We start from the raw sequence: 14,467 nt of genomic DNA, 5'->3' as shown, positions 1-14,467 counted from the left end.
GCAAGCTCCTGCCCTATTTCCGCGTGTCTTCTATATATTCCGCATGATTATCGACTTTTGTCCCAAAATATTTTTCCTATTCCGCATATTGATTATGCGTATTTTATATACAGAAAAGGTCTGTATTCATCACATATTCGTGATACATAGATGAGAATTTATCTGATTCATGGAATTATCACCATAGCCTGGGCCATGTATGTGAAAAATTAGAACAAAGTACTATATCAAAAAGTGACAACAAATATAACTTAAACGATAAACTTTTCGGGCAGGATGCCACAAAAAATACTGCTCCGCATGATATAGCGGAGCAGCAGAATATACAGACGGATTTATTTATTTTTTAATTCCAACGCTGTCGAGATGAGTCCTCTGAATAACGGATGGGCTTTAGTCGGACGGGATTTAAATTCCGGATGGAACTGGCAGCCGACAAAATAGGGGTGATCCGGAAGTTCTACAATTTCGACCAGCCGGTCGTCAGGAGATGTCCCCGATATGACCAGCCCGGCTTTGGTAAGTTCTGTCCGGTACTTATTGTTGAATTCCCAGCGATGACGATGCCGTTCGTAAATAAGGTCTTGTCCGTAAACTTCCCGTGCCTTAGTGCCTTCAGCCAGTTTGCAGGGATATAAGCCGAGGCGCATCGTACCACCTTTGTTAGAAATATCCACCTGATCCGGCATGAGATCGATGACCGGAAATTCGGCATCTTCCTGGAATTCCGAACTCGTTGCCCCTTTCAGGCCTACGACGTTGCGGGCGAATTCCATGACAGCGCACTGCATGCCCAGGCAAAGTCCCAGGTAGGGAATCTTATGTTCCCGCGCATACTGTACCGTCTTAATCTTGCCTTCTACACCGCGGTTGCCAAATCCGCCGGGTACGACAATGCCATCTACACCGCTGAACACTTCATCAAGATTGGCATCAGACGGTTCCAGCGTTTCCGAATCAATCCATCTGATATGCACTTTGGTCTTATAGGCATAACCGGCATGACTCAGTGCTTCGGCTACACTGAGGTAGGCATCGTGAAGTGCTACATATTTGCCTACGAGGGCAATCGTAAGGTCATGTTCCGTGTGATAGATAGCATGGACCATCTTCTTCCAGTCTTCCATATCGCACGGTTTATCCGGCAGATCCAGTTTTTCCAGTACGATACGATCCAATCCTTCTTCAGAAAGGAGAAGCGGTACTTCATAAATGCTGTCCAGTGTTTTATTTTCGATGACAGCATCTTTATCAATATCGCAGAACAGGGCCAGTTTATCTTTCATTTCATCAGACAGCGGCCGTTCTGTACGGCAGACGATGATATCGGGCTGGATGCCAATACCCCGCAATTCTTTTACGCTGTGCTGGGTCGGTTTCGTCTTCAGTTCGCCCGCAGCTCCGATGTACGGTACCAGAGTGACGTGAATATACAACACGTCATTGCGGCCTACTTCTTTCTTTATCTGGCGGATGGCTTCCAGGAACGGCAGGCTTTCAATATCGCCGACAGTCCCGCCGATTTCCGTAATGACGACGTCGGCATTGTCATCATCGCCTACACGGTACACGCGGTTTTTGATTTCATTGGTAATGTGGGGAATAACCTGTACCGTATGGCCCAGATAATCGCCACGCCGTTCTTTTTGAAGCACCGACCAGTAAATCTTGCCGGTCGTGACATTGGAATTCTTACCCAGATTGATATCAATGAAACGTTCGTAATGACCTAAATCCAAATCTGTTTCCGTGCCGTCGTCGGTGACAAAAACTTCACCGTGCTGATAGGGGCTCATCGTACCGGGGTCTACATTGATATAGGGGTCAAACTTCTGAATCGTAACCTTGAAACCACGATTTTTCAGAAGACGGCCCAGTGCCGCTGCCGTAATCCCTTTACCGAGTGATGAAACAACCCCGCCTGTCACAAATATGTATTTAGCCATAATTCCTCCCTGCTGAGCATGACTGCTCGTAGACTGATAAAGTAAGTACTGTAAGATGCCGCAACTGCGGCAGGAAATCATAAGGTATATTATATTACATTTTTTCAGGAGCAGAAACCCCTAAAATAGCCAGACATCCGGCGATGGTAATCCGGACGGCCGTAACCAGGGCCAGTCTTGCTTTTTCCAGGTCCTTATCGGGCTGGATGACATGGCAGTGGTTATAAAAGTTATGGAACAGGCTGGCCAGTTCATGAGCAAAATGAGCTATGCGGTGCGGAGCCCGTTCCCGTGCGGCAATCTGGATTTCTTCCGGGAAAGCCGCCATCTTCTTAATCAGTTCCAGTTCCTGTGGTTCCTTCAGTGTATCCCAGACTACGTCAGACCATTCTTCCGGGATAGTACCGCCTGCTTCCTCGATTTGTTTATAAATACTGTAAATCCGGGCGTGGGCATACTGGATATAATATACCGGATTTTCATTGCTGTGGGATTTCGCCAGGTCCAGGTCGAAGTCGAGCTGCGTATCGAGAGAGCGCATGATAAAGAAATACCGGGCTGCATCGGTCCCGACTTCTTCAATCAGTTCATTCAGGGTGATTGCCTGGCCAGTCCGCTTGCTCATCTTCACGGGCTTGCCATCGCGGAACAGGCTGACCATCTGCAGCAGCAGCACTTCCAGCTGAGCCGGATCATATCCGAGAGCTGCCATGGACGCCTTGACGCGGGCTACGTATCCATGATGATCGGCACCCCAGATATTGATCATCTTCTTAAAGCCCCGTTCATATTTGTTCTTGTGATAGGCAATATCGGCAGCCAGATAGGTTGGCACGCCGTTATCGCGGATGATGACCCGGTCTTTATCGTCGCCGTAATCGGTCGATTTCAGCCAGAGCGCCCCGTCTTTTTCGTAGGCCTTGCCCCGTTTTTTCAATTCATCACAGGCCGCGCGGATGGCATCGGGATGGAGAGTCCGTTCGCTGAACCAGTTATCATAATGGACATTAAACGCAGCCAGATCCTGCCGCAGGGCCTTCAGTTTTTCTGCATAGGCCCGGTCCTTGAAGTACGCCAGCCGTTCCGGTTCTGCCATAGATAAATACGCATCCCCGTCCTGGTCTATAATGGCCTGGGCCGTTTCAACGATGTCATGGCCGTGATATCCGTTTTCCGGGATTTCCGAAGGATATCCTAAAAGTTCCAGATAGCGTGCATTGACGGAAGCCGCCAGATTATCCATCTGATTGCCGGCGTCATTGATATAATATTCAGCCTGTACATGGTAGCCGGCCTTGCGTAAAAGATTTACGAGAGCACTGCCGTAGGCAGCGCCGCGGCCATGGCCGACATGGAGCGGTCCCGTCGGGTTGGCACTGACGTATTCGACCTGCACGGTGTCATCTTCCCGCAGCTCTGCCTGCCCATACTGTTCACCTGCAGAAAGAATCTGCCGGAGCGTATCGTAAATTACCATATGATTCAGGAAGAAATTGATAAAGCCGGCACCGGCAATTTCTGCCTTGTCCAGCCAGGGATAATCCATCTGGTCTACAATAGCGCGGGCAATCAGCTGCGGAGATGTATGGGCAATGCGCGCCGACTGCATGGCAATATTCGTCGCAAAATCGCCAAATTTCTTCTGGGGAGGTACTTCGAGCACGACTTCAGGGTATTCTCCCTGAGGCAGTGTGCCCGCCTTGACAGCTCTGTCCAGAGCTTCCTGTATGCCTTGCTTGACTAATTCCTTCATTTCCATTACGCATGATCCTCCTGCACATCAATAGACAGCTGATTATAATTGGACGCAAAACCATCGATTGTCACATCGTATCCCAGTTCTATATGTCCCGTACCATCGGACAGAGTGGAGCGGCACACATAGGTCTTCAGCGTGACCGGAAGCCTGCCCAGAGGCGTATCGTACCACGAATGGGTTTCCCTTCCCGGCCAGTATTCCTGCCGCTGCTGCATCTTCCCTGTCCGTACCAGTACGACGTTGCCATTATCCAGGACCTTGATGATGGTGGTCACACCTTCAAGTCCCGTGATTTCGCTTTCGGCATACATAATATACTGGGTACCTTTTTTCCTATAATACTTGCCTTCCGATACGAGCTCCATTTTCAGCTCCTGACCTTGTTCATTGCGCTGGATGCTCGTAACGCTTACGACAACGGGTTTCACGGAATTCCAACCTTTCTTTTTTTATTTCAATGTTACTATTATATAACAAGCAGGGGAAAAAGGAAATAACAAATCATGAATGTTTCGCATCCTCTATGAGCCAGGGCCAGTATTTTTCCGGCATAAAGCTGCGCCGCACCGTATCATTGCGCCGTTCTTTTATAGCAATAGTCTTATAATACGCCTGCCAGAGATGATTGAATCCCTGCTCGTCCCGGGAAAGAGATAATTCCTGCAACGTCCTTGGGATTTCAATCAGGGAAAGGGTGTGATTCTCATAGAGGACACCCATGTGCCGGCGTATATCGTGGATGACCCACCGTTCTCCGGGAAAACGGGAAACAAAGTGCGGTGCCATAAGGGGTACGACAGCACAGGAAGGTGCCAGCCGGGCATAGAGCATACCATCGGACAATTCACGGAAGCGCAGCAGCCCCAGTAACTTGTGGCGCTCATTGCCCGTCCTGCGGGCCATCTGACGTACTGCCCAGACCGGTTCATCGCTGAGATGATGGAGAAATTCTTTTTTATAATGAAAGGCCAGCCTCAGGTACAGGAGGAGCGCCTCTTCCCTCCCGGGCAGTTCTGCCATGAAGGCATAGTACAGGAAATGACTGGCCCTGCCGCCACACTGCTTACGGAGTGCTTCCAGGATCCGCCGGGCTTTGCCGGGATCAGAAGGCACAAACCGCGGTTGATCAAACAGCGATAGCTCCCCCTGGGTGCGGATATTTTCTGTCTTTTCTATGCCATCATGCCAGGCGTCAAATACAGCCGACAAAAAGCCGAAAAACGTCCCGTCATATTCGTAATTCATATGGTGCCTCCCGAAAACAAATCGACTTCTTCGTAGCGGGACCGCCCCTCATCCTGCAGGAGATGCCGCCGGATTTCCCCCTGCCCTGTATGACCGCCATAGTACCGTCCCCGGCAGGTGATGAAATATTTTGCCCGTTTGAGGACAATCCCCAGGCGCCGCAGACTGTCATAGGAAAGCCAGGCCTGCCTGCGGGCCGCGCAGATGCGCCGTGCCGACTGTACGCCAATGCCCGGCACGCGGAGCAGCATGTGATAGGAAGCGCGGTTGATTTCAATGGGAAAGACTTCCGGATGCCGCAGGGCCCAGCAGGCTTTCGGGTCGAGGTGAAGATCAAAATCAGGCATATCGTCACTCAGTATTTCATCGGCCGTAAACTGATAAAAACGCAGCAGCCAGTCCGCCTGATAAAGACGGTGTTCCCGCAGGAGCGGCGGCGTCCTCAGTTCCGGCAGTCCTGGCCCATGGAGCATGGGCACATAGGCTGAATAATAAACGCGTTTCAGGCTCACATGGCGATACAATGATTCGCTAAGACGCAAAATCGTGCGGTCACTGTCCGGCGTCGCTCCGATGATGAGCTGCGTCGTCTGCCCGGCCGGTACGAAAGCAGGTACTTTGCGGCTCTTTTTCCGTTCCTCTTGCCGTTCGGCAATGCCTGCACGGACAGCACGCATGGGCAGGAGGATACTCTGCTTCGTTTTTTGCGGCGCCAAAAGCCGGAGGCCTGCCGATGAGGGCAGTTCTATATTGACGCTGAGCCGGTCCACATACTGTCCCAGTTCCCGGATCAGTCGTTCATCCGTCCCGGGTATGCCTTTCATATGGATGTATCCGTTAAAATGATAGACATCGCGGAGCAGCCGCGCCGTACGGATGAGAAGCTCCGTCGTCGTATCGGGACTCTGGTAGACACCGGAACTCAGGAATAACCCTTCTATATAATTGCGCCGGTAAAACTGTATCGTAATATCGGCAATTTCTTCCGGTGTCAGCATAGCCCGCTTCGTCTCCCGGCTGCAGCGGTTGACACAATAGGCACAGTCATAGATACAATAATTCGTCATGAGTATTTTCAGCAGGGATACACAGCGGCCATCACTGGACCAGGTATGACAAATACCGGAGCAGGCGGCATTGCCGATGCCGCCCTTCTGATTGGCTCTGCGACTGCCGCTGGATGAACAGGAAACGTCGTATTTGGCTGCATCACTCAGAATTTGCAATTTTTCCTGGATTCCGTCCCAATCCATACCGACTCCCCCCTTTTTTCTTCCCCTATCATAGCACATCCGCTGCTGTCTTTCAAACATACGTTCTTTCATTGCTTAAAAAAAAGAGGCTGCCCTTTGAGACATCCTCTTTGCCGCCGCCATTACATATGCAGGCCTTCCCGCAGCTTTTCAAAAATCTTTTGTTCATCTTCTGTCAGGTCCCGGCCCAGGTCTATTTTCAGTTCTTCCCCGTTATTGCGGGCTTTTTCCTGTTCATGAGGATCACCGCTTTTAGCCGTATTGTCACGAATAATCATAGAACTCACCTCCTGTGCTTTCTAACAATATATCATCGTTCCTTTTGCACAACCGGAGAAAAAACGGGACCGTCCTACTGTGGCAGTCCCGTTTTCATCACACCCGTTAAATCAGTGTTTTCGGATCCGGATATTCATTGATGCTTTCGACGAGTTTATCTGCCAGATCATCGAGTTCGCATTCCTGATCGTCTTTCAGAGACGATTTGATGTCCATCGTCGGTTCCAGCAGTTCGCAGCACTTGAACTGGTTTTCTACGTAATCGACCATCGTCTTATAGGCAGCCGATGCCCAGCTGTGGCAGGCAATGACGCCAACAGTACGCTTTTGATACATGAGTGTCTTCAGATCGTGGAGGAAGTTTTCCATAGGCAGGAACAGATTGAGGTTGTACGTCGGAGCAGCCAGTACGAGATGGCTGTATTCCCAGGCCTTCGCCGTGATGTAGGATGAATGAATCTTAGCCACATCATAGAGGCGGACATCCTGGATTCCCCGCTGGCTCAGCTTATGGGCCAGTGCGCAGGCAACCCGTTCTGTATTGCCGTAAATGGACGAAAAAGCAATGACGACACCTTTCTTTTCCGGCACATATTTTGCCCAGTGAAGGTATTTTTCAATAATGTATTTGATGGTTGCCGGCGTACGGAATACGACACCGTGGAGCGGGCAGATATAATCGATGGGAAGGCCCGATGCTTTTTTGAGGACATTGACGACCTGGGGGCCAAACTTGCCGACTATATTGACATAATAGCGGCGGGCAGAATCGAGATAATTTTCTTCAAAATCGACCTGGTCGGCATAAACATTGCCCAATGTACCGAACATGCCAAAAGCATCGGCACTGAAGAGGACATGGTCCGTCAGGTCATAACTCATGATAACTTCCGGCCAGTGAACCATCGGTGCCTTGACGAACTGGAGTGTATGTTTGCCGAGCGCCAGCTGGTCGCCTTCTTTGACTGCGACATAACGGTCCGGCATCGGTTTGCGGAAAAATTGTTCAAACAGCTTGAACGTCTGGGGCTGGCCTACGATCTTGGCATCAGGGTATTTTTCCAACAGGGCGACGGCCGAGCTGGCATGGTCTGGTTCCATATGCTGCAGGACGAAATAATCGAGCTTGCGGCCATGAAGCAGATATTCTACATCTTCCAGGAATTCATCACGGCATCCTTTGTCCATGGCGTCGATGACACAGGTCTTTGCGTCATCAATGAAATAGGAGTTGTAGGTAACGCCTTCGGGAATCGGGAAAATCCGTTCAAATAATTCGGTCCGGAAATCATTGCATCCCATCCAATAGATGCCATTTTTGATTTCTTCTGTAATCTGCATAAGTATCGTTACCTCCTTTAAAATATAAAGAGAATTTTCATCTACCTGTATCATATCATGTTTGCAGGCAGTAATAAATATCAATACGGAAAATCTATCGATTTACTTGTCTGATTTTGCTTTTTCTGCCGCTTTACTCTTATTATTGTCGGCTGTACGGTCCGTTTTAGACGAAGCGCTGTCGCCACGGACGGTATCGGCTTCACGGCTGTCCGGTCCGGATACCGCTGCGGTCGTATCCGATGCAATAGCATCGGCCCGCCGCTGTTCGTCTGAAACAGCTGAACGGACTTCCTCCTGACTGGAAGAAGACTGTTCACTGGCCAGGGATTCCGCTTCTTCAATAAGATGCAGCAATTCATCCCGGTCAGCCTGGGACAGGCCCTTGCTGCTGTCGAGCAGTTCCTGTACCTGGGACGCGACGCTGGCGGCCTCCGACCGGGCCCCGCTGCGGCTGATGCGTCCGGACTGATAATTGCGGTTCAGATCACGGAGAGCACTGGAAAGTTCCAACGTCTTGCTGCGGATTTTACTCATAGACAGCTCATCGCTGCGCTGTTTTTTTGTATCTGCATCGTGGAGTTTTTTATCTTCTTCCCGGCTTTCCAGCAGTTCTTCCTGTTTCTGTTGCGACACTTTCGCCAAGGCATCTGACGTGATATGAGTGCCTGTATAATATTCATATCCCATATAGCCGAATATAATCAGGGGAAGCAGCAATGCCAGGATTTCGACACGGCGCATGTGGGCAGCCCGCTTCCAGCTGATCGTATTCCGGCGGCGTATTTCCATGATAATGACAAAAAGCAGAATGGCTGCAATCGCAAAAAGGGCGACATAAATCGCCAATTTATGCCATACCGTCGCCTGAAGGCTGATTTTAGACGGAGACGAATTATTCAGGCTCCACATATATGTACTGCCCTGGTCGTCGGCTTTGGACGCATTGCTCTTTACATTCGTTCCCGATGGAAAAGAGACAATATATTCCAGGTCCGCCCCATTTTCTTCAATGGGCATTCCCAGTCGCAATTCTTTAATGCTGTCAGCAGTAAAATTATAATCAATATAATAGGTCGAACAAAAGAATCCGTCATGGGTCTTATGCACGACGCGGTCAACGGAGCTGCGGTTGGCACCATCTTTGGTAATGGTCTTCATAGCCCGGAATCCCTTGCCATTGTCGTTGTCATAATCCATGATCGTATAATTCCGCTTCTGAAATTCATCCGCATCAGCCCGGAGTTTCTTCTGACCAGACGCCGATTCTGAAACTTTCAGCACATCCTGTGTCTCACTGCCATCGTCGTGGATGATCGTCTGGGCCCGGAAGCCGGAGAGCAGACAAAAGGCTGCTATAAGCAGTACGGTCAATCCCAGTTTTAGGTAGGTTTTCATAAAGTCCTCTCTTTCTACATGCATTATTCTTCCTTGGGCGGTACCATTCCCGATTCTACGATACGGGACCGGCCGGAGGACCTTGTTTCTCCACCACCCTGCCGTTCTGACCGGGCTGCCTCCATAGCGGCGCCGTTGCTGGATGCTTCCAGGGGAATGCCATTGACATAAATACCTTCAATGACGCCCAGACCTTTTTTCATGCGGATGCTGGCTATGACACTGTCACCAGAAGCAATGTCATAAATGCCATCGGCTTTATCCGGAGCTATGCGATAGCGGTTAAAGCCTACCTGGAACTGTACATTGCCATCATGATATGAAACGACTTTCGCTTCCATGTAGTCGCCTCCGATGAGCGGCTTAGAAGCCGATGCGCCTTTGATTTCCATCATGCCTTTATCGTCACGGGCAATATGTACGTATATAGTCTGATGTTCTTCTGGTTCTGTTACATCCATCCAGGGAGCCGTGTCTTCGGGAAAGACAACGCGTATATAATCGGTGCCAAAGCTGGACACTTCCAGACGGGGCACGCACTGCCACTGGTAAGGGATGCCATCGACCGTGATGTTATGCCAGCGCCAGCCAATATACCCCAGGGCAGCCAGCTGGACGATAGAAACCACGATGAGGACGAACCATTTAATCCGGCTGTCAGAAGGAAGAGTCATATCTGGTAATTTCATTTTCTATCGCCTCCTTCTGATGACCAGGGAGAATGGGTAAAGTGTTTTTCCCTTTCCGGTTTAGGCGCAGCACTGCCCCAGGGCGAACCGTGATGCTGTGCCGGCCGGGCAGCCGGCGCCTGTGCTTTTTCTTTTGCCGGTACGGACGGAGGCAGTGGGATGTCATCAGGATTATGAAATACGGGCGGCGTAAACCGGGATAGTTCCGGTTCTCTCGGCGTAACCGTTTGTGCCGGGGGAACGGGCGGTTCCGGTTCTTCTTTTAGTTCCGGCATGTGAATCGATTTCATCCATTCCGGCATCTCTTCTGCCACATCAGCCATATCATCCGTTTCTGCCGGCTGTCCGGCTGGAACATCAGGAGATCCAGCTTTTCTGATAGAGGCCGGCTGTTTTTTACGGCGGCTGCGGGCTTTGCGGTTTGCACGTACCGTCGTTACATTATGGCGCAGATCTGTCCGGTGCCGCGCCCGTTCTGCCGCATCACGGCGGCTGTCTGATGTGCGGCGTATCTGTATCAGCACCAGTGCCAGGATGATAATTGCCACAACCGGTACCAGCGGGGAAACGCTGCCGCTCCAGAAGAAGGCTGCCACCAGACAAAGAAGGGCGCAAATGCCAAACTTCGTATGCTTGGTATGACCGCTCTGGATTCCCTGGACCATTTCATAAAATCCAATGAGAATCAGATAGATAGAGGAAACGATAAGCGGTACGGAAGAGTAAAGGCCGCTCCGTACCAGCATAGTTTCTGCTGCGATGATGACCGGGATACCCGCATACAGCACGGGACCCCAGAAACGTTTTTTGACACCTTTCAGGAGCAGCGCCAGAATAGACAGGAATAATATAACCGTAACAGTAATCGTCGTCCAGTGAAATCCCTGGATGCGGGCAATCCCATACCACGATGACGGCAGGGATGAAATGAGCAGCGATCCTGCAGCGGCACAGCGGCCAAACCAGCGGAACGGCACGCCCCAGGCTTTGCGGATGTCAATGGAATACCCTGCCAGCATAATCGCCGCCGCCAGGGTAGCCAGCAGCAGGAACGGGATATATTCTGAATCGAGTGCAGCCAGTCCGAATGCCGCGAACACCGTAATCGTAAGGGTCCAGGAATATACGGACAGACGGATTTCATCATTGTGGCGTTGCAGCAGGCCATAAAACGGCACCAGCAGTACGAGCAGAATCCACATAAAAGCTGCTCCTCCCGGCGCATTGACCGGACCTCCGCTGGCTGCCCAGAGCAGTACCCCCAGAGCATAGAGAATCACTGCCCCGGCGGAACGAAGGAGATAGATACCTGGCAGTGACAGCAGTACCCATCCAGCAAGATAGGAAGGCGTATCCCAGCCCACATAATAGGTCTGCAAAGCTATCGCCAGAGAAACGCCCAGTATAAGGACATGAGTGACAGCAATCACTTCACCGCCCCAGGTTCCCTGCCGACTGCGGAGCATCCCGGCACCAACGGCGATTTGTGAAAAAAGCAGCAGTCCTGCCGCCAGTCCGATGCGCACGGCAAAACTCGTCTGGTACCAAAAACCAGACAGTCCCCATATCAGTGCCATACCGGCAATAGTAAGGCCCAGCGCCGTTACTACAATCAGCAATGGCAGGGGAATGCCTGCCGTTTTCGTTTCCAGTATATGACGTATCTGGACAGCCCCTTCACGGGAAACCCATCCTCTGGATTCCCATTCCCGGATCTGCTGTTCCAGCCATTTTGTGTCCATGTGTTCCATATTATATGTGTCCCCCAGGCAGAGTATGTATTCATTCTAAGCGTACCATCAGCTTATATCGATATCAGTATATCACAAAAACTACAAATTCCCTATAAAAAAAGAGACTCTGTCCTTATTTTACAGAACAAAGTCTCTTTCTCGTCTCTACCTGGCATCGGTACAGGAATCCTGCCTTCCGTCACAAACCGGCACAGGTAACCTGCCACCTGCATTCATTTAACTATGAGAACAGGGCATCCGGAATGAGTTACGACATAACTACTGACCGAACCCATGAACAACCCTTTCAGCGGTCCCAGGCCACGGCTTCCCATGACGATCAGATCGGCTTTATACTTTTTAGCAACTGATAAGACGGCTGGTCCGGGCGAGCCGACTTCAAAGACCGTTTTCACGTCGATGCCTTCCGGTACTTCCTTAGCAAAATCGTCGAGGACGCCTTTGCCTTCTTCTTCCATATCGAGGGCGACCTGTTCAGTCACATAACCGCTGGCATTGGGAATCTGATCAAAATTAGAAATGACGGATACGATATTAGCCACGTACACCAACGTAATGGACGCACCCAAAGAAGAAGCAAGAACTATAGCATGTTCTAATGCGCGTTTGGAGTTCACAGAACCATCGGTTGGGACAATGATATTTTTGTAAGCTTTCATATAAATCCCTCCTCGTCTCACCATCGTACTGACCTTTCCTATTATATGTATTCGCTATTATCTATCAAATTCCTGCAAAACTTATTGAAAATTTTAAAAAAATCTCTCCTATTGCCAGTCCATCGTTTTATACGATTATGCGCATATATAATTCTATATAATCTTATCCTGGTTTCAGGTATAGTCTGGAATGTACACATTTCATAGCTATTTATGCATAGCCACGAGACATTGATTTGTGCTATAATAAAATTAAGTTTATTAAAAATTTTAACAAGAAAGGTGATTTACATGAACAAACTGTGCAGGATACTGTCTGGCTCACTGGCTTTGCTCACACTCAGCGCACCACCGGTATTCGCTAACGAGGCAGCCCATGAATTAGTGAACAATTCACTGCCCGTTTGGAGCATCATCCCCTTCGTCGGCATGCTCCTGTCTATTGCTATCATCCCTCTTTTTAAAGGTGAATGGTGGGAAAAGAATATGAAGTGGGTCTCTCTCGGCTGGTCTCTCATCTTCCTCATTCCCTTTTCCGCAGCCTACGGTGCCGGTGAAGGGGCCTTCCGTCTCCTCGAATCGGTACTGCTGGACTACATCCCATTCATCGTTCTGCTCTACGGTCTCTTTGTCGCCGCTGGTGGCATCGTCATTAAAGGTACTCTGGCCGGCACGACAAAAATCAATGCTCTGCTGCTGCTCATCGGCACGGCACTTGCCAGCTGGATTGGGACGACCGGAGCTGCCATGCTGATGATCCGTCCTCTCATCCGGGCCAATGCCTGGCGCCAGAAGAAAGTCCACATGATGGTCTTCTTCATCTTCCTCGTCGCCAATATGGGCGGCTGTCTCACACCCCTTGGCGATCCGCCACTGTTCATGGGTTTCCAGCGCGGCGTTCCCTTTACCTGGACGTTCCACCTGCTGCCCATCCTGGTGTTCAACCTGATTCTTCTCTTTACCGTATTCTGCCTCATCGACCATCATTACTACAAGAAAGAAATCGCTGCCGGCCGTTCCCCTATGGACATGCAGAAAGAAGGTCATAAAGAACCGATCCGCATCGAAGGGGGCCACAACCTGATTTTCATCGCCATGATCATCGTCGGCGTACTGGCTAACGGCCTGCTTCCGGAAATGATTCCTGCCTTCGCCCACGGCGCCGGTATCCATGTCTACGATGAAATCGTCTTCCCCTTTGCTACACTGGCGGAAGTCATCATTATCCTCATCGCGGCTTTTCTCTCCCTTAAGACTACGAAAGAACATACCCGTGAACTCAACGAATTCACTAACGGCCCGATTATCGAAGTTGCCGTCCTGTTCATCGGTATCTTTATCACCATGATTCCGGCACTGATGCTGCTCAAGACACACGGTGCCGAACTGGGTATCAACCAGCCCTGGCAGATGTTCTGGGCTACGGGCTTCCTCTCGTCGTTCCTGGATAACACGCCGACATACCTTGTATTCCTGCAGACAGCCGGTGCTCTCGGCGCTGCAACAGGTATTCAGACAGCCGTCGGTACGGTCAGCCAGATCATGCTGGAAGCCATTTCGGCTGGTGCCGTATTCATGGGCGCCAATACGTATATCGGAAACGCTCCTAACTTCATGGTCAAGGCGATTGCTGAAGAAAACAACATCAAGATGCCCAGCTTCTTCGGTTACATGGCCTGGTCCAACTCCATCCTGATTCCGGTGTTTATCATCGACACCTTCGTATTCTTCCTGCTTTTCATTTAAGAAACAGGCATGACTAAAAAAGCGCGCTGCGCGATAAGAGAATTATCGTGCAGCACGCTTTTTTGCTATGTCTCACTCCCGGACGACAGTATTGAACCAATAGCCATCTTCCCATCTTATAAATAAAAAAACTGCCGCATACGCGACAGTTCCTATTTGGTGATCCACCCGAGATTCGAACTCGGGACACCCTGATTAAAAGTCAGGTGCTCTGCCAACTGAGCTAGTGGATCATGGCTGGCAGGGGTAGCTGGATTCGAACCAGCGCATAGCGGAGTCAAAGTCCGGTGCCTTACCACTTGGCTATACCCCTATGGGGCGAGTATAGGGATTCGAACCCTAGCATAACGGAGCCACAATCCGCCGTGTTAACCGCTTCACCATACCCGCCATATGTA

Annotated in this window: 12 protein-coding genes and 3 tRNA genes; 1 reads left to right on the top strand and 14 read right to left on the bottom strand. The window is 50.3% G+C overall.

The window, feature by feature from the left end:
- Positions 1-335: 335 nt before the first annotated feature.
- The 11 genes from ACGTIC_RS03855 to ACGTIC_RS03805 form a co-directional block, all read right to left on the bottom strand.
- Positions 336-1,946, bottom strand: a complete 1,611-nt coding sequence (locus ACGTIC_RS03855) for a CTP synthase (protein ID WP_059076690.1) — start codon at positions 1,944-1,946, stop codon at positions 336-338.
- A gap of 94 nt (positions 1,947-2,040) precedes the next feature.
- Entirely contained in the window at positions 2,041-3,705 is a 1,665-nt protein-coding gene (argS, locus tag ACGTIC_RS03850; RefSeq protein WP_113855418.1) for an arginine--tRNA ligase, read from the bottom strand.
- Positions 3,705-4,133: a DUF1934 domain-containing protein gene (locus tag ACGTIC_RS03845; protein ID WP_113855417.1), complete on the bottom strand. Its 429-nt coding sequence runs from the start codon at positions 4,131-4,133 to the stop codon at positions 3,705-3,707. Before ACGTIC_RS03845 ends, argS begins: the two co-directional genes overlap by 1 nt.
- A gap of 73 nt (positions 4,134-4,206) precedes the next feature.
- Positions 4,207-4,950, bottom strand: coding sequence for a TIGR03915 family putative DNA repair protein (locus ACGTIC_RS03840; protein ID WP_075581974.1), 744 nt, complete (start codon positions 4,948-4,950; stop codon positions 4,207-4,209).
- Positions 4,947-6,203, bottom strand: coding sequence for a putative DNA modification/repair radical SAM protein (locus tag ACGTIC_RS03835; RefSeq protein WP_075581973.1), 1,257 nt, complete (start codon positions 6,201-6,203; stop codon positions 4,947-4,949). Before ACGTIC_RS03835 ends, ACGTIC_RS03840 begins: the two co-directional genes overlap by 4 nt.
- A 122-nt stretch (positions 6,204-6,325) precedes the next feature.
- Entirely contained in the window at positions 6,326-6,481 is a 156-nt protein-coding gene (locus ACGTIC_RS03830; protein ID WP_170087271.1) for a hypothetical protein, read from the bottom strand.
- Between the two features lie 106 nt (positions 6,482-6,587).
- The gene (locus tag ACGTIC_RS03825) at positions 6,588-7,823 is read right to left on the bottom strand and encodes an FprA family A-type flavoprotein (RefSeq protein ID WP_113855416.1); all 1,236 of its coding nucleotides are present in this window, start codon (positions 7,821-7,823) and stop codon (positions 6,588-6,590) included.
- A gap of 102 nt (positions 7,824-7,925) precedes the next feature.
- Positions 7,926-9,221, bottom strand: a complete 1,296-nt coding sequence (locus tag ACGTIC_RS03820) for a hypothetical protein (RefSeq protein ID WP_257536634.1) — start codon at positions 9,219-9,221, stop codon at positions 7,926-7,928.
- Between the two features lie 23 nt (positions 9,222-9,244).
- On the bottom strand, positions 9,245-9,910 hold the full coding sequence (locus tag ACGTIC_RS03815) for a hypothetical protein (RefSeq protein WP_059076685.1): 666 nt from the start codon (positions 9,908-9,910) through the stop codon (positions 9,245-9,247).
- Entirely contained in the window at positions 9,907-11,661 is a 1,755-nt protein-coding gene (locus tag ACGTIC_RS03810; RefSeq protein ID WP_075581971.1) for a DUF2157 domain-containing protein, read from the bottom strand. Before ACGTIC_RS03810 ends, ACGTIC_RS03815 begins: the two co-directional genes overlap by 4 nt.
- Before the next feature lie 215 nt (positions 11,662-11,876).
- The gene (locus tag ACGTIC_RS03805) at positions 11,877-12,323 is read right to left on the bottom strand and encodes a universal stress protein (RefSeq protein WP_059076683.1); all 447 of its coding nucleotides are present in this window, start codon (positions 12,321-12,323) and stop codon (positions 11,877-11,879) included.
- Between the two features lie 291 nt (positions 12,324-12,614).
- Between ACGTIC_RS03805 and ACGTIC_RS03800 the strand changes: the two genes are divergently transcribed.
- Positions 12,615-14,069, top strand: a complete 1,455-nt coding sequence (locus ACGTIC_RS03800; RefSeq protein ID WP_113855414.1) for a sodium:proton antiporter — start codon at positions 12,615-12,617, stop codon at positions 14,067-14,069.
- A gap of 157 nt (positions 14,070-14,226) precedes the next feature.
- Here ACGTIC_RS03800 and ACGTIC_RS03795 read toward each other — a convergent pair.
- The 3 genes from ACGTIC_RS03795 to ACGTIC_RS03785 form a co-directional block, all read right to left on the bottom strand.
- Positions 14,227-14,302: transfer RNA gene (locus tag ACGTIC_RS03795), tRNA-Lys, on the bottom strand.
- 5 nt (positions 14,303-14,307) lie between these two features.
- Positions 14,308-14,382 (bottom strand) — tRNA-Gln (locus ACGTIC_RS03790).
- 1 nt (position 14,383) lies between these two features.
- Positions 14,384-14,459 (bottom strand) — tRNA-His (locus ACGTIC_RS03785).
- Between the last annotated feature and the right edge of the window lie 8 nt (positions 14,460-14,467).

The sequence above is a fragment of the Megasphaera hexanoica genome (assembly GCF_043520715.1).
Lineage (GTDB): Bacteria > Bacillota > Negativicutes > Veillonellales > Megasphaeraceae > Megasphaera > Megasphaera hexanoica.
This window is presented reverse-complemented; position numbering and strand designations above follow the sequence as displayed.